This is a genomic window from Streptomyces sp. PA03-5A (assembly GCF_033792725.1).
Taxonomy (GTDB): Bacteria; Actinomycetota; Actinomycetes; order Streptomycetales; family Streptomycetaceae; genus Actinacidiphila.
Map to the genome: position 1 here is coordinate 183,508 of NZ_JARAVL010000011.1, position 19,044 is coordinate 202,551.

Annotated in this window: 20 protein-coding genes; 9 read left to right on the forward strand and 11 right to left on the reverse strand. The window is 72.5% G+C overall.

What is annotated here, in order from left to right; translation table 11 throughout:
• The first annotated feature begins 293 nt into the window (after positions 1-293).
• Positions 294-1,136 (forward strand): undecaprenyl-diphosphate phosphatase, encoded by an 843-nt coding sequence (locus tag PV410_RS16340; RefSeq protein ID WP_500325176.1) that lies wholly within the window; start codon positions 294-296, stop codon positions 1,134-1,136.
• Between the two features lie 34 nt (positions 1,137-1,170).
• Here the strand turns inward: PV410_RS16340 and PV410_RS16345 are convergent, their stop codons facing one another.
• From PV410_RS16345 to PV410_RS16360, 4 genes are all read right to left on the reverse strand, one after another.
• On the reverse strand, positions 1,171-2,391 hold the full coding sequence (locus PV410_RS16345; protein WP_500325177.1) for a serine/threonine-protein kinase: 1,221 nt from the start codon (positions 2,389-2,391) through the stop codon (positions 1,171-1,173).
• Positions 2,392-2,487: 96 nt separating this feature from the next.
• Positions 2,488-3,213 carry a DUF2625 family protein gene (locus tag PV410_RS16350; protein ID WP_500325179.1) on the reverse strand — a complete coding sequence of 242 codons (726 nt, stop codon included), beginning with the start codon at positions 3,211-3,213 and terminating at the stop codon, positions 2,488-2,490.
• 364 nt (positions 3,214-3,577) lie between these two features.
• Positions 3,578-4,069: a cupin domain-containing protein gene (locus tag PV410_RS16355; RefSeq protein ID WP_500325181.1), complete on the reverse strand. Its 492-nt coding sequence runs from the start codon at positions 4,067-4,069 to the stop codon at positions 3,578-3,580.
• Between the two features lie 47 nt (positions 4,070-4,116).
• The gene (locus PV410_RS16360; protein WP_500325183.1) at positions 4,117-4,485 is read right to left on the reverse strand and encodes a DUF4267 domain-containing protein; all 369 of its coding nucleotides are present in this window, start codon (positions 4,483-4,485) and stop codon (positions 4,117-4,119) included.
• Between the two features lie 87 nt (positions 4,486-4,572).
• On the opposite strand from PV410_RS16360, the gene PV410_RS16365 reads away from it, so the two are divergent.
• A complete protein-coding gene (locus PV410_RS16365) occupies positions 4,573-5,154 on the forward strand; it encodes a TetR/AcrR family transcriptional regulator (protein WP_500325185.1) in 582 nt (193 codons plus the stop codon).
• Positions 5,155-5,198: 44 nt separating this feature from the next.
• Here PV410_RS16365 and PV410_RS16370 read toward each other — a convergent pair whose 3' ends face one another.
• The 4 genes from PV410_RS16370 to PV410_RS16385 form a co-directional block, all read right to left on the reverse strand.
• Positions 5,199-5,939, reverse strand: coding sequence for a GNAT family N-acetyltransferase (locus PV410_RS16370; protein ID WP_500325187.1), 741 nt, complete (start codon positions 5,937-5,939; stop codon positions 5,199-5,201).
• 158 nt (positions 5,940-6,097) lie between these two features.
• Positions 6,098-7,552, reverse strand: coding sequence for a glyceraldehyde-3-phosphate dehydrogenase (locus PV410_RS16375; protein ID WP_500325188.1), 1,455 nt, complete (start codon positions 7,550-7,552; stop codon positions 6,098-6,100).
• A gap of 82 nt (positions 7,553-7,634) precedes the next feature.
• Positions 7,635-8,096: a hypothetical protein gene (locus PV410_RS16380; protein WP_500325190.1), complete on the reverse strand. Its 462-nt coding sequence runs from the start codon at positions 8,094-8,096 to the stop codon at positions 7,635-7,637.
• Between the two features lie 195 nt (positions 8,097-8,291).
• On the reverse strand, positions 8,292-10,241 hold the full coding sequence (locus PV410_RS16385) for an N-acetylmuramoyl-L-alanine amidase (RefSeq protein WP_500325192.1): 1,950 nt from the start codon (positions 10,239-10,241) through the stop codon (positions 8,292-8,294).
• A 660-nt stretch (positions 10,242-10,901) separates the two neighbouring features.
• Here PV410_RS16385 and PV410_RS16390 point away from each other — a divergent pair.
• The 3 genes from PV410_RS16390 to PV410_RS16400 are packed head-to-tail and all read left to right on the forward strand — an operon-like array spanning position 10,902 to position 13,781.
• Positions 10,902-12,413 carry a GMC family oxidoreductase gene (locus PV410_RS16390; protein WP_500325256.1) on the forward strand — a complete coding sequence of 504 codons (1,512 nt, stop codon included), beginning with the start codon at positions 10,902-10,904 and terminating at the stop codon, positions 12,411-12,413.
• A 59-nt stretch (positions 12,414-12,472) separates the two neighbouring features.
• Positions 12,473-13,147 (forward strand): molybdopterin-dependent oxidoreductase, encoded by a 675-nt coding sequence (locus PV410_RS16395; protein ID WP_500325257.1) that lies wholly within the window; start codon positions 12,473-12,475, stop codon positions 13,145-13,147.
• The gene (locus tag PV410_RS16400) at positions 13,089-13,781 is read left to right on the forward strand and encodes a cytochrome b/b6 domain-containing protein (RefSeq protein ID WP_500325194.1); all 693 of its coding nucleotides are present in this window, start codon (positions 13,089-13,091) and stop codon (positions 13,779-13,781) included. The genes PV410_RS16395 and PV410_RS16400 overlap by 59 nt, the downstream gene beginning before the upstream one ends.
• Positions 13,782-13,889: 108 nt before the next feature.
• Here PV410_RS16400 and PV410_RS16405 read toward each other — a convergent pair whose 3' ends face one another.
• Both PV410_RS16405 and PV410_RS16410 read right to left on the reverse strand, forming a co-directional pair.
• On the reverse strand, positions 13,890-14,453 hold the full coding sequence (locus tag PV410_RS16405; RefSeq protein ID WP_500325259.1) for a CGNR zinc finger domain-containing protein: 564 nt from the start codon (positions 14,451-14,453) through the stop codon (positions 13,890-13,892).
• A gap of 140 nt (positions 14,454-14,593) precedes the next feature.
• Positions 14,594-15,067, reverse strand: a complete 474-nt coding sequence (locus PV410_RS16410; RefSeq protein WP_500325196.1) for a MarR family winged helix-turn-helix transcriptional regulator — start codon at positions 15,065-15,067, stop codon at positions 14,594-14,596.
• A gap of 191 nt (positions 15,068-15,258) precedes the next feature.
• Here PV410_RS16410 and wrbA point away from each other — a divergent pair, with 191 nt between their 5' ends.
• The 4 genes from wrbA (at position 15,259) to PV410_RS16430 (ending at position 18,195) form a co-directional block, all read left to right on the forward strand.
• A complete protein-coding gene (gene wrbA, locus PV410_RS16415; RefSeq protein WP_500325197.1) occupies positions 15,259-15,867 on the forward strand; it encodes an NAD(P)H:quinone oxidoreductase in 609 nt (202 codons plus the stop codon).
• A gap of 116 nt (positions 15,868-15,983) precedes the next feature.
• Positions 15,984-16,634, forward strand: coding sequence for a DsbA family oxidoreductase (locus tag PV410_RS16420; RefSeq protein ID WP_500325198.1), 651 nt, complete (start codon positions 15,984-15,986; stop codon positions 16,632-16,634).
• A 323-nt stretch (positions 16,635-16,957) separates the two neighbouring features.
• Complete coding sequence (locus tag PV410_RS16425) at positions 16,958-17,356, forward strand: MmyB family transcriptional regulator (protein ID WP_500325199.1); 399 nt, start codon at positions 16,958-16,960, stop codon at positions 17,354-17,356.
• A gap of 125 nt (positions 17,357-17,481) precedes the next feature.
• A complete protein-coding gene (locus PV410_RS16430) occupies positions 17,482-18,195 on the forward strand; it encodes an SDR family oxidoreductase (RefSeq protein ID WP_500325201.1) in 714 nt (237 codons plus the stop codon).
• Positions 18,196-18,265: 70 nt separating this feature from the next.
• Here PV410_RS16430 and PV410_RS16435 read toward each other — a convergent pair whose 3' ends face one another.
• Positions 18,266-18,979, reverse strand: a complete 714-nt coding sequence (locus tag PV410_RS16435) for an SDR family NAD(P)-dependent oxidoreductase (protein ID WP_500325203.1) — start codon at positions 18,977-18,979, stop codon at positions 18,266-18,268.
• Positions 18,980-19,044: the final 65 nt, after the last annotated feature.

Below are 19,044 nucleotides of genomic sequence, written 5' to 3' on the forward strand. Positions count from 1 at the left end.
AGGAAGCGCAAAGGCCACGGTCGGCGGACGGACCCCTGGTCACCGCCCGCCCTCTCCCCTCACGGCCGGCCGGAGACCGCTCGGCCATCAGGACTCTTGGGAACTTCTTTACCTGACGTGGTAGTTCTGCGGGTGGCCCGCAGGGGCCGGCGGCCGGCGGCACGGCCCGATCCACCGCGGGCCGCAGCCCGCCCGTCTGCGGCCACTGCCACCGTACGACCTCATGTCGCGCACCTCCCCGAGCGGCGCCGCCGCCGGGCCGCCGCCCCGACCATCCGCGGAGTCACCCCCCGATGTCCTGGTTCGAAGCCGCCGTCCTCGGCCTGCTGCAGGGGCTCACCGAGTTCCTGCCCGTGTCCTCCAGCGCGCACCTGCGCGTGTTCTCCGCCCTGGCCGGCTGGGAGGACCCGGGGTCCGCCTTCACGGCCGTGACGCAACTGGGCACCGAGACGGCCGTGCTGATCTACTTCCGCCGCGACATCGTCTCGATCGTCAAGGCCTGGACGACGTCCCTCTTCGTGCCCGACCGGCGCAAGGACCCGAACGCCCGCATGGGCTGGTTCGTCATCATCGGGACGATCCCCATCGCGGTCCTCGGCGCGGTGTTCCAGCACAGCATCGAGACGTCACTGCGCGATCTGCGGATCACCGGCACCGTGCTGATCCTCTTCGGGCTGGTCCTCGCCGTGGCCGACCGCAGCCGGGCGATCCGCAACGCCAAGCCCATCACCGAGCTGACGCTCCCCCACGCCCTCGGCTACGGCTTCGCCCAGTCCCTCGCCCTCATCCCCGGCGTCTCCCGCTCCGGCGGCACCATCAGCGCGGGCCTCTTCCTCGGTTACAGCCGTGAGGCAGCGGCCCGTTACTCGTTCCTGCTGGCCATCCCCGCGGTGCTCGCGTCCGGCACCCTGGAGCTGTTCAAGATCGGCGACGGCGCCGCCCCCGCCTGGGGGCCGACGCTGCTCGCCACCGGGATCGCCTTCGTCGTGGGCTACGCGGCCATCGCCTGGTTCCTCAAGTACGTCTCCACGCACAGCTTCACGCCGTTCGTGGTCTACCGCGTGCTCCTCGGCGTACTGATCATCGGACTGGTCGCCGCCGGTGCGGTCGCACCGGGCGCGGGAGGCGTGGGCTGACCGGCCCGCCCGGTCCGCCGCCCCGTCCCCCGGCTCAGTCCTCGTCGTCCGAGTCGTCGTCGCCCTGGTCGTCGCCCTGGTCGTCCTGGCCGGCGGACGGTGCGCCGGCGCCGGGCGCGGGCCCGGTCCCCTGGGTCGGCGTCGCGCTGGGACCGGTGGTGGGGGTCTTCGCGGAGCTGCTCTCCGGTGAGAACAGGAGCATGCCGAGGAGCACCGCCACCGCGAAGGCCACCACCCCGGCGATGGCGCTCGCTACGCGGGGCCGGTAGCGGATGAACTCGCCGGGGCTGCGTCGCTGCGCCGGAGCCGCCCGCCGCCTCGACGCCGGCCCCGGCCGCGCGGAGCGTGTCGCCGTCGGCCGCACCTGCGGCGCGGTACCGGCCTCGTGGCCCGCGACGTTCGGGGCGCCGTGCGACGGCACGGTGGCGGGCAGGGACGCCGGGTGCGCGCGCCACGCGTCGGTGCGGAACCAGTCGGCCACGTCCTGGGCCGAGGGCCGGTCCTCCGGCTGCTTGGCGAGGAGCCCGAGCAGGTACCCCTCGAAGGCGGCGGGCAGATCGGCGCCGAGCTGGGAGGGCGGCACGGGGGCGCTGTCGATGTGCTGGTAGAGCAGGGCCGTGGCGCTGTCGCCCTGGAACGGCGTACGGCCCGTCAGCAGCTGGTACAGGACGCACCCGAGCGCGTAGACGTCGGAGGCCGGCCCCGCGGTCCGGCCCAGTGCCCGCTCGGGGGCGAGGTAGAGGCTGGTGCCGACGATCTGTCCGGTCATGGTGAGCGCGGCGGCCGGATCGTCGACGAACCGGGCGATCCCGAAGTCACCGATCTTGAGCGATCCGGCGGCGTCGAGCATCAGGTTGCCGGGCTTGATGTCGCGGTGGACGATGCCCTGCTGGTGGGCGGCCGCCAGGCCCGCGGCCGCCTGCGCGGCGACGACCGCGACGTGATCGGCGCCGAGCACGTGCCCTGCCTCCAGCAGCTGGCCCAGGCTGTCGCCCTCGACCAGTTCCATGACGAGGAAGAACCGCCCGTCCCAGGAACCGAAGTCGAAGACCGCCACGACGTGCGGGTGACCCAGGCGCGCCGCCGTCTGCGCCTCCAGCCGGAACCGCGCGGCCGCCGAGGCGTCGGAACCGTCGCCCAGCAGGAGCTTCACGGCGACGGGACGTCCCAGCACCTCGTCGGTCGCCCGCCACACCTCGCCCATGCCACCGCGGCCGATGGGCGCGTCCAAGCGATACCGATCCGCCACCAGCACGTCGTACGACCTCGATCCCGCGAGCCAAACCAGACCTTGCTTAAGGTACTTCACCCGCGCACCCGCGGTGACCTGCGGCCGCAACCGCCGGGGGACTCACACCTCGCCGAGGAACCCCGGGTCCGCCGGGCCCGTCCGCCGGGCGAAGTCGGCGGCGAACGCGAGGACTTGGCTCATCGGAACCGCCTGCCGGGTGGTCGCCGCGAGATCGGCGTGGGCCTCCTCGGACCACAGGAACGGGTACACCGCGATCCCCTGCGAGGGCGTGAGGGCAGTTGCCTCCTCGCGCCAGCCCGGCCAGCGCAGCCCGTCGTAGAACGTCTCCAGCCGTCCCGACAGCAGCCAGGCGACCCAACCGGAGTAGTCCATCTCCATCGCCTCCCAGGCGAGGGTGTCGGGCGCGAAGTAGGTCATCTGGCCCGGCATTCCCGGCCGGCCCACGGCCGCGGGAGCGTGGCCGTTGAGCGCGAAGACCCCGCCCACCGCGTCGTGGCCGACGACGAGACCGGTGCCGGGATGCCAGGCCGGGTCGAGGACCGCCGGGAAGCGGTTGACCTGCCCCAGGCTCGGCAGGCCTCCGCCGGCGGCCGGGCCGCCGCCGAACACCCGTACCCACCCGTCGTCCAGCAGCACCCCGCCGGTGTTCAGCACCAGGGCACCCAGCGCCGAACGCGCGGTGACCTGCAACTGCAGCAGGCACCGCATCCCTTCGGCACGATCGCCGGGCAGCACCCGGGCGGCCACGGGGCCACCGGTGAGCCCGGCCTCCAGCTCCGGCCACGCCGGGGTGTCCACGTCGGTCAATTCGTCGATCTGCCGCACCCGAGGATGATCGCAGCCCGATGCCCGCCCGCCGGGGGCGGGGTGGGTGCGGTGCCGCGGAACCTCAGGTCACCTCAGACCGGTTGCGCGTCGAGACCGCCGCACGGCAGTGTGCGAGTCGGTCGAGGGGTCGCTTCCGGCCCATCGGGAGGAGGAAAGGTGAACACGGTCCTCGCATGGCGGCACCTGCTCGGAGGCGTCCTCCTCCTCGCCGGCGTCGTCACGGCGGCGCACGGCTTCGGCACCTCGCAGGCCGGTGGCGCGGGCGGAACGGTCGTGGTCACCGTGGTCCTGGCGGGCTGCGGTGCCCGCCTCGTCCGTACCGCGGCCCCCGGCCGGCGCCGAGCCGGACCGGCGCCCCGGCTCAGCGCCGGTCGTCCCAGGCCGCGTTGCGCAGGAAGTAGGTGTCGTACCGTTCCTGCACCTCCAGCAGGCTCTCCGGGGTGACCTCGCCCAGGGCGATGCGCTGCAAGTGGCGGAAGTACTCGAAGCGTTCGACGCCCGGGGTGATGACGATGAGCATGTCGGCGTCGCACCCGGGCGCCGCGGCGAAGGCGTGCGGGCGGCCGGGCGGGACGACGACCAGGTCGCCGGCGCCTGCGGTGACGACCTCGTCCCCGGACAGGAACCGGGCCTCGCCGTCGAGCATGTAGAACATCTCGGCCGACCGGTCGTGCCGGTGCGGGCGGGCGCCGTCGGCGCCCCCGGTCAGGGTCACGCGCTGGGTGGAGAGCGCGCCTCCCGTCGCACTGCTGTCGGCCAGCAGCCGGACGGTGGTGGGGGCGCGGCCGATGACCTCGGCCTCGGTGGAGCGGACGATCACGGAGGCGTCGAAGTCGGGCACGATCAATGACATGGCGAACTCCTTGTCCGGGTGGTGACGGGTCTTCGGGAACTGCCGGGTCACACGGCGAAGAGCAGGGCGGCGCTGACGAGGACGACGACCGCGGTGGCGAAGTGGATGCCGAAGGCCACCGCCTTGGTGCCTCCGTGCCGCAGGACCACCAAGGTGTCGCCGAGCGGGACGAGCGCCACGACCAGCATGAACCAGGCCTCCGCGCGGGCACCGGCGAAGGCGAGCAGGGCCAGGCCCATCACCCCGAAGGTGGTGTCCCGCAGGCCCTTGACGGTGAGGTAGGCGGCGGTCCCGTCCCCGTCGGCGGGCACGCCGTAGCCGGCGGCCGCGGGGCGGGGCTGGAGCAGGAACCGGACTCCGATGAAGAGCACCAGGAGGTCGAGCACGACGGCCAGGGTGTACGCGGTGGTGGTCACGTCCACATCTCCTTGCTAGCAGCGCTAGGGACAAGAGCGAAGCTAGCAGAGCGTCGACAGAAGGTCTAGCAGTGCTAGAATTTCTCCATGACGATCCGGACGCGCCGGGAGCGCGAGCGAGCCGAGCGCGAGCAGCTGATCATCACGGCCGCGCGGGAACTGGCCGAGGCCGAGGGCTGGGACGCCGTCACCACGCGGCGGCTGGCCGCCGAGATCGAGTACAGCCAGCCCGTCCTGTACAGCCACTTCAAGGGCAAGGACGCGATCATGGCCGCCGTAGCGGTGCAGGGGTTCGCGGAGCTGGCCGCCGAACTGCGGGAGGCGCGCACCGCGGTGGCGGGTCCGCGGGAGACCCTCGCCGCGGTGGGCGAGGCGTACACCGCGTTCGCGCGGCGGCGGCCGGCCCTCTACGACGCGATGTTCACCCACCACGTCGGCCTGCCGTTCGCCACGCCCGAGGCCCCGGCGGCCCTGCGCGAGGCGTTCGGCGAACTGCTGCGGGCCGTGGAGCCGGTCGCGGGCGCCGGCGACGCGCCGGACCTCCTCACCGAGACGTACTGGGCGTCCCTGCACGGCCTGGTCACCCTCATGCGCAGCGGCCGGCTGCCGGAAGGGGCGCACGAGCGCCGCCTCACCCTGCTGAACGGGCGCTTCACTAACGGCGGTTGAAGCACGGCGGCGGCACACGCCGCACCCCCACCGCCCGGCACCGCTCAGGGGACGAGGACGGTGAGCGAGGTGGCGGTGACGGCGAACCCGAGCTGCTCGTACCGCCGGCGAGCGGGATTGCCGTCGCTCACCGCCAGGGCGATCCTCGGGAGACCGCCGGCCGCCGCGTCCGCCAGCGCCCGGCGCAGCAGCCGGGAACCGAGGCCGGCGTGGCGGGGGTCCGGCTGCCGGAAGACCGTCGCGACCCACGGGAGGCCGTCCCGGTCCGTCACCACGACCCCCGCGACGACGTGGCCGTCGCCGTCGACGGCCAGGGTGCTGCACGGCAGGACCGGCCCGAGCACGGCGCCCGACAGCACCGGAGCCAGCTGGGCTTCGAGGGCCTCCTCGTCACTTCCTTGATGGTGGTCGGGATGGCCCGGCCCGAAGGCGGCACGCCACGCGGGGAACAGCTCGTGTGCCTCCCGGTCGCAGGGTACGGCGCGCAGTCCGTCCGGCAGGGGCGCCGGGGCCCACTCGCGCGGCGGGGGGTCGGCGACGAGGTCGCGCTCCATCGTGTGCGCGTGCCGGAGGACCCGGGCACCGTGCCGGACGAGCTGCTCCCCGAGTTCGACGGAACCCGACACGGCCCACCCCGGCATGCCCGCGAGCACGGCCGGTACGGGGTCCGGTCCCACCGCCTCCGCGAGGTCGGCCCACGGCCGGCCGTCCCGGACCCCCTCGACGTACGTCAGTTCCGGCAGTCCCCCCGGGCCGCGCAGGACCAGGCGCTCTTCTTCGTGCACGGCCACTCAGTACCCGCCCACCGGCATCGGCATCGCTCTCATGCGGCCCATGCTGCGGGCCGCCCGCCGGTGCGGGCAACCGGTTTCCGGCCGGGGGACGCCCTGCCGCACCGGCGCACCCACGCACCGGTGCGTCGGTGCGTCGGTGCGCCGGACCCTCAGGCCTGCGGGGCCGGGTAGGTCGGGTACTCGACCTCGGACACGTGCTGCACGACACGGATGACCTGGCACGAGTAGCCGAACTCGTTGTCGTACCAGAGGTAGAGGATGGCGTTGTCGCCGTCGACCTTGGTGGCGCCGGCGTCGACGATCGAGGCGTGCCGCGAGCCGATGAAGTCGCTGGAGACGGCGTCGGGGGCGCTGATGTAGTCGATCTGGCGCTTGAGCGGCGAGGTCAGCGACACCTCGCGGAGGTGGTCGAGGACCTCCTCACGGGTGGTCTCCCTGGCGAGCTGCAGGCTGAGGATCGCGATCGAGACGTCCGGCACCGGCACGCGGATGGAGCTGCCGGTGATCCTGGCCTTGAGGTCGGGCAGCGCCTTGGCGACGGCCGAGGCGGCACCGGTCTCGGTGATGACCATGTTGAGCGGCGCCGAACGGCCGCGGCGGTCGGAGCTGTGGTAGTTGTCCAGCAGGTTCTGGTCGTTGGTGAACGAGTGGACCGTCTCGACGTGGCCGCGCAGGACGCCGTACTCGTCCGCCATCGCTTTCAGCGGGGGCACGATCGCGTTGGTGGTGCAGGAGGCGCAGGACAGGATCCGCTCGTCCGGCTTGATCATGTCGTGGTTGACGCCGTGGACGACGTTGGGGACGTCGCCCTTGCCCGGCGCGGTCAGGACGACCTTGTCGACGCCGGGGCGCAGGTGCTGCGAAAGGCCTTCGCGGTCACGCCACTTGCCGGTGTTGTCGATGAGGATGGCGTCCTTGATGCCGTACGCGGTGTAGTCCAGCGACGTCGGGTCGTCGGCGTGGATCACCTTGATGGCGTTGCCGTTGGCGACGATCGTGCTGTTCGCCTCGTCGACGGTGATCGTGCCCTGGAACTGGCCGTGGATGGAGTCGCGGCGCAGCAGCGAGGCGCGCTTGACGAGGTCTTCGCCGGCCCGTCCGGCCCCCTTGCGGACGACGATGGCGCGCAGCCGCAGGCCGTTGCCGGAACCGGCCTTCTCGATCAGCAGCCGGGCGAGGAGGCGGCCGATGCGGCCGAAGCCGTAGAGGACGACGTCGCGCGGCTCACGCCGCTCGATCTTGTTGGCACCCGTGGCGCCCGCGACGGCCGCCGCGGTGAACTCGGCCACCGACAGCCCGCGGTCGTCGGCCCGGTACGTCGCGGCGAGCATGCCGAGGTCGATCTGGGACGGGCCGAGGTCGAGCGTGGTGAGTGCGTGCAGGAACGGCAGCGTCTCGGTGACCGAGAGCTCCTCGCCGGCGATCTGCCGGACGAAGCGGTGGGCCTTGAGGATGCTGATCACCGACTTGTTCACCAAGGAGCGGCTGTGCAGCAGGACGGTCACGTCCCGCTCCCTGTGCAGCTTCCCGATGATCGGAATCATCGATTCCGCGATCTCCTCGCGGTGCTTCCAGTCGGTGAACGAGTCCTCGTTGACAGTCACAGGCTTATCTTTCGAGCTAGGCGGTGCTCATATGTTAACCACACCGCCATCTCGCTCTTGCCGCGGGTCCCACCGGGTGACGTCAGGAGACGGCGATGACCCCCACCGCCGCCGAGCCGGTCTTCGCGCGCAGGAGGACGTCGTAGAGGTACCGGTCGCCGTCGCGCGGCGCCACGACCGCCCGCCCTCCGGTCGGCAGCGCCCGGGACACGGCCTCGTGCCGCTCCCCTGGCGCCGACCCGCTGACCGCCACGAGCCGCACCGGGGTGCTGCCGATGTTCTCGAACGTCACGGAACGGGTCCGGGGACAGGGGCCGTCGTGCTCACCGGTGCAGTGGAAGCGGACGTCGCCGAGGTTCACCAGCCCGCACGAGACGTCGGTGGCGAAGGCGAAGTGCGAGGAGCAGACGGCCCCCACCCGCAGGTCCTCCGCGGGGGCCTGCGCGGCGGCCGTGTGGCCGGGGCGGGGCGCATCCGCGCAGGAGACGGCGGACAGACCGAGTGCGGCCGTGACGAGTGCCGCGGGCAGGAGTGCTGTGCGCACCTGTGGCTCCAGAAGTGGTGCAGTCGGTGAGTCCCGCTCACCGGGGTGCCGGTCCGCGCCGGACCGGCGCGGGCGAAGGACGGGAAAGGGCAGGACAGGGGGCCCCGAACAGGGGGCCCGGACGCGGGTGGGGCCCGGAAGCCGTGGCTCGCGGGCCCCACCTTCAGCGCGCCGGCACGGGCGCCGGCGACCGGTTCAGCGGTCGTTGTGCGCGGGACGTTCCGTGGCGATGACGTCGTTCGCGTACACGAGGGCGACCCGGTGGTTGTACTGGATCGTGTACATCTTCTTGGCGCCGAAGACGACCTTGCCGTCGGCCTTGAAGTAGTCGTCGGTCAGGGCGGGCGGCGTGGTGGCGACGTACGCCTGGCCGGACGGGATGCTGTACATGCTCAGCGGGACCTGGGTGGAGGCGCCGTACCCGGCCGGGTACTCCGAGGCGTCCGGGTAGCTGGTCCCGTACACCTTGCCGGGCGGCGTGGCGGGCGTCACACCGGCCTTGACGATGGTGTAACCGCCGTGCGCCGGGACGGTGTTGGCGCCGTACGGGTTGTAGAACCACACCTTCGCGCCGCTGAACCAGATCGCGGTCCAGGCACCGTCCTTGCCGGCGACGACGAACTGCTGGCCGGCTTGCACGGTGTTGCCCCAGTCGTTGATCCGGTCGGTGCCGGCGGCACCGGAGTGGATCGCCGGGTCCCCGAACAGAGGCGCGGTGCTGTCGGGGGCGGTGCGCACGAACAGCGTGTTCGACGCCTGCGTCACCTCGGTGCACTCCGGGGTGGCACCGGTCGGGTCCTCGGACGGGCAGATCTGGGCGGTCTGCTGGTTCCGCTCGAAGCCGGGCGCGATGGTCACCACCGAGCCGATGTCACCGACCCCGTGCCTGCCCGTGACGGGCGCGCCGAGCAGGGCCATGAAGTGCTCCCAGTCCCAGGCGGTGCCCGGGTCCCAGTGCATGCCCGCGACGTAGGACGACGCAGGGCCGACAACGTTGTCGTGGCCCAGGATGTGCTGCCGGTCGAGCGGGATGTCGAAGCGCTCGGCCAGGTACTTCACCAGCTCCGCCGTGGCCTCGTACTGCGCCTCGGTGTACCAGTCGGCCCCGTGCGCCGCGTAGCCCTCGTGCTCGATGCCGATGGAGTGCATGTTGGACGAGTAGTTGCCCGCGTGGAAGGCGATGTCCTTCGTGGGCATCATCTGCGTCACCGCACCGTCCGAGGACCGCATCACGTAATGCGAGGCGGCCGAACTGCCCGGGGCCTGGAAGGCCGCGATGGCCGACTCGTACGAGCCCTCGATGTCGTGGATGACGATGGTGTCGATCCGGATCCCGTTGGCGGGCCGGTTGGAGACCTGGCCGTTGCTCGACGCCGCCGGCACGAAGGTGCAGTCCACTGTGGTGGGACACTCGACGTCGGCGGTCGCCGCGGCCTTCAGGTGCAGCTTCGCCAACTGGCTCGTGGCGGGCTTGACCTGCGGCGCGGCGGCGAGGCTGACCCGCTGCCCGTCCGTCGTGGTACGGCCGGCGCCCTTGGCCAGGGTGGCGAAGACACGGTTCGCGAACGCCTTGGCACCCTGCGCTTGCGAGGCCTGGCTGTAACGGGCCACGGCTCCGTACCAGTCGCCGGGTTCGGCGGAGGCGGTTCCGGCCGTGGCCTGCTGGTACGACGCGAGGAGCGCCGCGCCGCCGCGGATGTTGGCCGCCGGATCGTTCCTCAGCTCCCGCGCCGACAGGCCGGTGAGCTTCGCCGCGGCCTGGAGGGTGTGCAGGGCCGGGTCGGCGACGAAGGACGCGAGGTCGCTGCGGCCGGCCGCTCCGGCGTCACCACCGGCCACCATCTCCGCCGTCACGTCGGTGAGGTGCATCGGACCGTAGCCGCCGCTCGCGCTGTGCGCGCCCGCGTGCCCGTCCCACGCCGACTCCTGGTACGCCACGGCCAGCAGCACCTGCTCCGGCACGTGGTACTCCTCGGCCGCCGCGGCGAAGTCGCGCTGCCGGGCGGTCTCCGCCGGCGCCGCACCGGTGGCCTGCGCCGTCAACGGCACGGCCACCGAACCCGCGATCACCAGCGCGCCGACCGCGGCCAGCAGACCGGGCCTGCGCCGCCTGGCGTGCCGGCGTATGGATGTTTCTGATGTCATGAACGATCCCAAATCTTGAACGTGTGAGGCCAATTCCCCTGGCCGGACGTCGATGTGACGCTCCATCGGCCCGTGGAAGGCTCGCGGATTCTACCCACGCCGAATCCCCGGAATTGAGGCACCGTCACTATCGAGCCACCGTCGCGCGGTTCGCCGGCGGCGGGCCGGATCCTCCGGACGGCGAGCGGGAAGAGCGCGGGGGTCCATCAGCCGAATTCCCGGCATCCGCCGCAACTCCCGCACCCGCGAGGGGGAACCGGGAGGCGTGAGGGGCGGGGACCGCATCGGCGGCCGAACTCGGCCGGTGCATCGCAGTCGCACGACCTCCCGGTGCGTCACCGCCCCGACGGTGGAAGCTCACGAAGATCCCTCTTCTTGTCCGGACGGGCGTGCACGCGAGAGCCGCAGACCCCGGGCCAATAGCTTGCTGCGTCAAGGAGTAGATCAGGAAAGTGCTGCACCATGCAAGTAACTGCGACGCATAATGGCGTCAATCGGTTCATTCACGACGCCGCGTCTCACCATGCGACCCTGGACGCCCTCACTCGTCACCGCCTTGACAGGTGACTTTTTTCTGTGCGAAAGTCATCACCACTTCAATAGGTGATCAGATCGGTCATCGCGTCCCCGGAACCGAGGAGAGGCCGCGTGAGCCAGGCTGTGGATTACGACTACGTCGTGGTGGGCGCGGGAACGGCCGGCAGTGTGCTGGCTTCGCGCCTGTCCGAGGACGGCGGCGCCCGCGTCCTCCTGCTGGAGGCGGGCGGCCCCGACGTGCCGGAGGCGATGCCGGTTCCCCCCGCGTGGCCGCGGTTGCTGGGCACGTCGTCCGACTGGGGCGACCGCACGACCGAGCAGGCCGCCACCGGCACGTCCGTGGCGCTCGCCCGGGGCAGGGGCCTCGGCGGGTCGTCGGCGATCAACGCCATGGTCTTCACCCGCGGGCACCGCAGCGCCTATGACGCGTGGGCCGCCGGCGGCGCGAAGGGCTGGGGCTTCGACGCCCTCCTGCCGTACCTCATGCGCAGCGAGCGCGCGGAGGGCCGCGACCCCCGCACGCGCGGGCAGCACGGACCGCTGGCCGTGGCCCCCGCCCGCGAGCCGAACCCGGTGCTGGAGGCCTGTCTGGAAGCGGCCGCGGAAGCGGGCCACCGCAGGGCGGCCGACATCAGCTCCGGGCTGGAGGAGGGATTCGGCTGGCCTGACCTGAACATCGTCGACGGCCGGCGTCAGAGCGCCGCCGACGCCTACCTCACCCCCGCGTCGGGACGGGCCGGCCTGCGCGTGGTGACCGGTGCGCTCGTCCACCGCGTCCTGCTGGACGGCGACCGCTGCACCGGGGTGGCGTACACCGCCGGAGGAGAAGAGGTCACCGCCCGCGCCACCCGTGAGGTGATCCTCACGGCCGGCGCCATCGGCACCCCGCACCTGCTCATGCTCTCGGGCATCGGCCCCGGCCGGCACCTGCGGGAGACCGGCGTCGAGGTCGTCCACGACCTGCCCGGCGTCGGGAGCGGCCTGCAGGACCATGTGATGGCCGGTCTGGTCTACTCCGCCGCCCGCCCGGTCCCCGCCGCGCGGAACAACCACGGGGAGGCACTGGGCCTGCTGCGCAGCACGCCCTCCGCCGACGCCCCCGACCTGCAGATCATCTTCGTCGACGTCCCGAGCCATGCGCCCGCCCTCGCGGGGCCGCGCGAGGGCTACACGATCCGCGTCTCGCTGATGCGCCCGCACAGCCGCGGCACGGTGCGGCTCGCCTCATCCGCGCCCGGGACCGCCCCCCTGATCGACCCGGACTACTACGCCGACCCCCGTGACCTGCGGACCATGGTCGCCGGCATCCGCGCGGCCCGTGAGATCGGCCGGGCCAGGGCGCTCGACGGCTGGCGCGGCGAGGAGGTGCTGCCCGGCGTGGACGTCGACGACGACGCGGCGGTCGCCGCCTACCTCCGCAGGGGCCTGGCGTCCTACTTCCACCCGGTCGGCACGTGCAGGCTCGGCACCGACGAGGGCGCCGTGGTGGACGAGGAGCTCAGGGTCCGCGGCATCGACGGGCTGCGCGTCGCCGACGCCTCGGTGATGCCGTCGATCGTCTCGGGGAACACCAACGCGACGGTCTACGCCATCGCCGAGCGGGCCGCCGAGTTCGTCTCCCGGAAGGGGGCGTGATGACCGCGGCCGACCACGAGAAGCAGCCGGAGCGCGGGGCCCCCGTGGCGCGCCGCACCATGCTCGGCATGCTCGGCGCCGGCGTGGCCGGCGTCGCCGCCGCACCCTGGCTGCAGCGCGGCTGGGAGAACTTCCTCGGCGCGGCCTCCCAGGCCGACCCCACCGGGCTCACCGGGGTGCTCCCCAACCCGGGCGGCTTCCGCTACTACAGCGTCGTCGGCTCGGTGCCCCGCAAGGACGAGCGGACCTACCGGCTGAAGGTCAACGGTCTCGTCGACCGTCCGCGGACGTACACCCTCGACGACCTCCGCGCGCTCCCGCAGCAGCGGATCGTGCGCGACGTGCAGTGCACCGACGGCTGGCGGGTGGCGGACACCCCCTTCGAGGGCGTGCCGCTGTCGGACCTCCTGGACGCGGCAGGGGTGCGCCCGGAGGGCAAGGCGATCCACTTCACGTGCTTCGACGGCGTCTACACCGAGAGCCTGACCCTCACCCAGGCGCGCCGCCCCGACATGCTGGTCGCCCTGAAGATGCAGGACAAGCCCGTCAGCCACGAGCACGGCGGCCCCGTCCGGCTCTACGCCGCGCCGATGTACTTCTACAAGTCGGCCAAGTGGCTGTCCGGAATCACCGTGACCGACGAGGTCATCCCCGGCTACTGGGAGGAGTACGGCTATGACGTCGACGGCTGGCTCGACGGCGCCGACCAGCGCGGCGACGCGCAGGCCGCCTGAACGCTCCGGGCGCGTACTGCGGTTCACCAGGGCCGAGCGCTGGGTGCATCGCGGCACCGGTCTGCTGATGCTGGTGTGCCTGGTGACCGCGGCCTGCCTCTACCTGGGGCCGCTGGCCCAGCTCGTCGGCCGCCGCCACCTGCTCGCGACGGTCCACGAATGGTCGGGGATCCTGCTGCCGCTGCCCTTCCTGCTCGGACTCGCCTCCCCCGCCTTCCGCGCGGACCTGCGCAGGCTGAACCGCTTCGCCCCGTACGACAAGCGCTGGCTGCGGGCCGCGCGCCGGCGGCTGACCTCGCCGGACATGCGTCCCGCCGGCAAGTTCAACGCCGGTCAGAAGCTCTACGCTGGCTGGCTCGCCGGGGTCGTGCTGGTCATGACGGCCACGGGGCTGCTGATGTGGTTCACGGGCCTGCTGCCGGCGGTCTCCCGCACCAGCGCGATCTTCGTGCACGACCTCCTGGCCTGGGCCATCGCCCTGGTGCTGATCGGGCACATCCGCAAGGCGTTCCAGGACCCCGAGGCGCGGCTCGGGATGCGCACCGGGTACGTCTCCCTGGGCTGGGCGCGGCGATGGCACGCCCACTGGCTGGACGAGGACCGCCCGGCGGCCGAGGACACGCCGGAGCGCTGAACGTCGCCGCGCCGCACCCACGCAACGCCCGGGTGGCCGGGCCCCGTTCTGCGGGGCCCGGCCACCCGGGCGTATCGACGGGCACTCGCTCCCCCGCGCGGCGGTGTGCTACGCGGACACGGCCGTCCGCGGCGTGGCCGCCTTCTTTCGCGCGCGGTACGCCGCCGCCTTCACACGGTTGCCACAGGGGTCCATGGCGCACCACTCGCGACGGCTGCCGTGCGAGCGGTCGAGGTAGATCTGCGTGCACTCCGGCCTGCTGCACTCCTTGACCAGCTCCGCGTCCGGGCCGCTGAGGAGCCGCACGGCCTCCCGGGCCAGCGACGACAGGGCCTGCTGCGGCGTCGCCTCGACCCTGCGCCCGTCCCTGGTGAGCTGCGGGACGGCGGACGGCCTGCGTGCCGCCGCGTTGAGGAGCGCGAGCGCGTCGGTGTCGTAGTCCTCCTTGTTCAGCGCGGACCTGACGAGCGAGAAGACCGCCTCCCGCAGGGAGACCGCCTCCGCCACGTCGGACGGCTGCGAGAGGACGTCCCCGTCGACGAGCCCCGACTCGCGGAACCAGGCGTCGAGGCTCTCGGGCGTGGTGAGCATCTCCTGGGGCTCCGGGTTGCGACGGCGCCTCAGGGTTCCCACGAAGTCCAGCACGGGCATGCCGCACTTGAACACATGCATCATGTCACCATTTTGACAGGTGACGAACAAGAGGGCAAGGCACCGGCCCGACGGCGGCACACCCATTCTGCCCACTGCAGCCCGCCGGCGTGCCGGCGTGCCGGCCTCGACGGCGAACAGGCGGAGGTCTCAGGCCGGGGTCAGGCGGAGGCGCCCTGGTCGGTCGCCACCCGGCCCAGCGCGATGGTCAGCGCGGCGAGGTCCTGGTCGGCGAAGGGTTCGACGAGGTGGCGTCGCACGCTGGCGAGGTGCGTCGGCCAGGCCTGCTCCAGGCGCTCGAGCCCGGCGTCCGTCAGCACGGCGTTCCAACCACGGCCGTCCTCGGCGCACTTGACGCGTTCCACCCAGCCGTGCTTCTCGAGCCGGATGACGACGCGGGTCATCCCGCTCAGGGAGAGGCTGCAGGCGGCGGCGAGTTCGCTCATCCGCATCGCGCGCCCCGGGGTCTCGGACAGGTGCCTCAGCGGCGTGTACTCGGAGAGCGGCAGCCCCGCCCCCTCGACCATGTCGGCGTCGACGGCACGCGGGAGCTCCAGGAGCACCCGGCCCAGCGCGCGCACGAAAGCCTCCTCCCTCGCGCTGAGGGGCTGCAACTGCTGCTTCGTGGACGCCATCCCCCCACTTTAGCTTCTTGACGGGTCAATGAGGCCTCAATGATCGGCACTCCGGCGAGAACCGGTGCGAGCACATGCCTTTGACAGTTGTCGACCGGTCGTCTAGCTTCAAATAGGCGACCGGTCAGTTAGTTCCTCCGGTCCGCCCATCCCCCCATCGCACAGCAACGAAGAGAAGCGGAGAGCCTCCTGTGGCCACCCCCGTCAAGCTCGCCATCGTCTACTACTCGTCGACCGGCACCATCACCGAGATCGCCAGGGAACTGCACGACGCCGCCGTCAAGGCCGGCGCCGAGGTGCGCCTGGTGAAGACGGCCGAACTCGCCCCCCAGGCCGCCATCGAGAGCAACCCGGCCTGGGCCGCCCACCACGCGGCGAACACGCACGTCCCGCACGCCACGCCCGAGGACGTCGAGTGGGCCGACGCCGTGATCTTCGGCACCCCCACCCGCTTCGGCAACGTCTCGGCGCAGCTCAAGCAGTTCATCGACACGCTCGGCGGGCTGTGGGCCGAGGGCAAGCTGATCGACAAGGTCTACAGCGCCTTCGTCTCCAGCGCCACCGCGCACGCGGGCCAGGAGGCCACGCTGCTGGCCCTCTACACCTCGATCCACCACTTCGGCGGCATCACCGTCACCCCGGGCTTCACCCAGCCCTCCAAGTTCGTCGACGGCAACCCCTACGGCACCTCCCACGTGGACGGCCAGGGCAACAACCCCGTGGACGAGGTCACCCGCACCGCCGCCCGGGTCCAGGCCGAGCGCGTCGTGCGCGTCGCCGCGCAGCTCAAGGCGGCCTGACCCCTCCCGGCACCCCGCCGGCAGCGGCGCCGCGCGGCAGGCCCCCTCACCGGGGGAACCGCGCGGCGCCGCTCCCCACATCCTCACCGAACCCACGAACAGGGAGATGCGGAAACATGCGCGTCGAGATCTGGACCGACATCGCCTGCCCTTGGTGCTACGCCGGCAAGGCCCGTTTCGAGCGGGCCCTCGCCGGCTTCGAGCACCGTGACGGCGTCGAGGTGGTACACCGGTCGTTCGAGCTCAACCCGGACGCCAAGAACGGCACGACACCGATCATCGACGCCGTGGCCGCGCAGTACGGGCGCACCCGCGAGCAGCAGGTCGCACGGGAGGAGCACGCCGCGTCCGAGGCGCGCACCGAAGGACTGGACTTCCGGATCGGCGGCCGCGTCCACGGCAACACCTTCGACGTCCACCGCCTCCTGCACTTCGCCAAGGAGCACGGCGTCCAGCAGGAGCTCCTGGACCTCGCCTTCCGGGTGAACTTCGCGGACGAGCGTTCCGTCTACGACACGGAGACCCTGCTGGACCTGGCGGCCGAGGCGGGACTGGACCGGGCGCAGGCAGGCGCCGTCCTGGCCGACCCCGACGCCTACGCCCAGCAGGTACGGGCCGACGAGCGGCTGGCCGCTGAACTCGGCGCCGGCGGCGTGCCGTTCTTCGTGCTGAACCGGAAGTACGGCGTGAGCGGACTGCAGCCCGTCGAGCTGTTCACCCGTGCCCTGGAGCAGGCGTGGGAGGACCACGCGGGGGCCCGGGCCTGACGCCCGGCCCCGGGGGGCTCCCGCAGTACCCCTGCGCGGCGCGTTCCCCCGTGGCGGGCGCCGTGGCGTGAGGGAGACATACGCGCACATGACCAGGGACAACGCCCGGAACGCCGCGCTCGGGGAGTTCCTCCGCTCACGCCGCGCGAAGATCTCCCCCGCGCAGGCCGGCCCGGTCCCCGAACCGCCCGCGCCCTGCGCCTGACCGACGACGAACGGGTCCATCTGTTCACCGTGGCCAGGTCCTCCGCCCCACCGCCCCGGCGCCCCGTCCGCTGCCGCCGCAACAGGTCCGTCCGGCCCTGCACCGCCTCCTGGAGCCGATGACCGAGGGCCCCGCGCTGGTGGTGGGGCGCCGCACCTGCGTCCCGGCCGCCGACCGGCTCGCCCATGCGCTCCACACCGGCTTCGACGCGCTCCCCCAGCGGCAGCGGAGCATGGCCCGCTTCATCTTCCTCGACGCCCGCCTCTACTCCGGCAAGCACCCCCACGACCCCCGGCTCGCCGAGCTGGTCGGCGAACTGTCCGGGCGCGACGAGGACCTCCCGACGTGGTGGGACGGCCACGGCATCAAGCGCCACCGGCGATCCGGACCAGATCCTCGGCGTCCGCACCGCGGAGCCCGCGACCGCCTCCGACCGGGCCCTGCGCCGGCTCGCCCAGTGGGCCGAACAGGGCGGCCAGCGGCCCGACCGGCCCAGTCATCTGACTTTCACACTTAAAGTCAGCTGTTAGCCTGGCCCCGCAGGCCGATCCACGCCTGCGCCGAGGGCTGCCGCACACCGCCCGGGGCCGCCGACGACCGCGCGGCCGTCCGGGCAGGGCGCGCCCGCAGGAAGGAGGCACGATGCACATCAAGGGGTCGGTCGCCCTGGTGACGGGCGCGAGCCGCGGCATCGGCCGCGCCTTCGCCCGCGCGCTCATCACGCACGGCGCGTCCAAGGTCTACGCGGGCGTCCGCGATCCGGAGAGCCTCGTCGACCAGAGCCTGGTGGACGACACCCTCGTACCCCTGCGCCTGGACGTCACCAAGCCCGACGAGGTCGCCGCGGCGGCCGCCGCGGCCGGCGACGTCAGCATCGTCGTCAACAACGCGGGCACGGGCGGCGCCGGCACCCGTCTGCTGGAGGGTTCCTTCGACGGCGCGCGCCAGGCGATGGAGGTCAACTACTTCGGCACCTGGGCCGTTTCCCGGGCCTTCGCCCCGATCCTGGCCGCGAACGGGGGCGGGGCGCTGGTCAACATGCTCTCGCTGGCGTCCTGGGTCGGCCAGCCGCTGATCCCCGGGTACGCGGCCTCCAAGGCGGCCGCATGGTCGCTGACCGACACCCTCCGGCAGGCCCTGCACCCCCAGGGCACGCTGGTGGTGGGCGTCCACGCGAGCTTCGTGGACACCGAACTCAGCGCGTGGACCGACGCCCCGAAGATCAGCGCCGGGACGGTGGCCGAACTGACCATGGACGCGCTGCTCCACGACCGGCCGGAAGTCCTCGCCGACGAGGAGACCCGGCGCGCCAAGTCCGCGCTCTCCGGGCCCCCGAGCCCCACCCCGGGCGCATGACGCGGCGGCGGCCCCGGACGTCTCCGTCCGGGGCCGCCGCCGTGAACTCACGGCCTGTGCAGCCAGCCGGTCAGCGGCCGGCGGTCTGGCCGCCGTCGACGGGCAGGGTCACGCCCGTCACGAACGGCGCGTTCTCCAGGTAGAGCACCGCCTCGACGATGTCGGCGATCTCGCCCATGCGCCCGACCGGGTGCAGCTCGGCCAGCCACTCGTGGGTCTCCACCGGGTGCATCGGGGTCTTGATCGTGCCGAGCGCCACCGCGTTCGCCCGGATCCCCTGCTTCGCGTACTCGGTCGCCAGCGCCCGGGTCGCCGACTGCAGGCCGCCCTTCGTGAGCGAGGCCAGCACCGACGTGATCTTCGCGTCCGCCTGGTCCCCGAGGCTGCTGGAGATCTGGACCACGTGCCCGCCGCCCTGCTGCAGCATCCGCTCCACCGCCAGCTGCGTGATGCGGAAGAAGCCGTCCACGTTGATGCCGAGCACGGCGCGGTACTCCGCCTCGGTGTACTCCGTGAACGGCTTCGCCACGAAGATCCCCGCATTGTTGACCAGCGTGTCCACCCGGCCGAAGCGCTCCACCGCCGTCGCGATCACCCGCTCCGCGGTCGCCCACTCGGCGATGTCGCCGCGGACCGTCACGACGCCCGGGTCCGCCGAGTCGCCGATGTTCCGCGACGTGGCCACCACCGCGTACCCCAGCTTCCGGTACGCCTCGACCAGACCGGCACCGATGCCCTGCGACGCACCGGTGATGACCGCGACCTTCTGACCCTCAATGCTCATGGTGTTACTTCTTCCAGGGGGGTGTCATGGGGAATCCGGTACTAGACGACCGGTCACATATAACG

Bases quoted from the DNA above. Each gene is read 5' to 3' on its own strand.
- PV410_RS16340 (WP_500325176.1), top strand. From the start codon at position 294: ATGTCCTGGTTCGAAGCCGCCGTCCTCGGCCTGCTGCAGGGGCTCACC.
- PV410_RS16355 (WP_500325181.1), bottom strand. From the start codon at position 4,069: ATGTCATTGATCGTGCCCGACTTCGACGCCTCCGTGATCGTCCGCTCC.
- PV410_RS16365 (WP_500325185.1), top strand. From the start codon at position 4,573: ATGACGATCCGGACGCGCCGGGAGCGCGAGCGAGCCGAGCGCGAGCAG.
- PV410_RS16385 (WP_500325192.1), bottom strand. From the start codon at position 10,241: ATGACATCAGAAACATCCATACGCCGGCACGCCAGGCGGCGCAGGCCC.
- PV410_RS16395 (WP_500325257.1), top strand. From the start codon at position 12,473: ATGCTCGGCATGCTCGGCGCCGGCGTGGCCGGCGTCGCCGCCGCACCC.
- PV410_RS16400 (WP_500325194.1), top strand. From the start codon at position 13,089: ATGACGTCGACGGCTGGCTCGACGGCGCCGACCAGCGCGGCGACGCGC.
- PV410_RS16405 (WP_500325259.1), bottom strand. From the start codon at position 14,453: ATGCATGTGTTCAAGTGCGGCATGCCCGTGCTGGACTTCGTGGGAACC.
- PV410_RS16410 (WP_500325196.1), bottom strand. From the start codon at position 15,067: ATGGCGTCCACGAAGCAGCAGTTGCAGCCCCTCAGCGCGAGGGAGGAG.
- PV410_RS16420 (WP_500325198.1), top strand. From the start codon at position 15,984: ATGCGCGTCGAGATCTGGACCGACATCGCCTGCCCTTGGTGCTACGCC.
- PV410_RS16425 (WP_500325199.1), top strand. From the start codon at position 16,958: ATGACCGAGGGCCCCGCGCTGGTGGTGGGGCGCCGCACCTGCGTCCCG.
- PV410_RS16430 (WP_500325201.1), top strand. From the start codon at position 17,482: ATGCACATCAAGGGGTCGGTCGCCCTGGTGACGGGCGCGAGCCGCGGC.
- PV410_RS16435 (WP_500325203.1), bottom strand. From the start codon at position 18,979: ATGAGCATTGAGGGTCAGAAGGTCGCGGTCATCACCGGTGCGTCGCAG.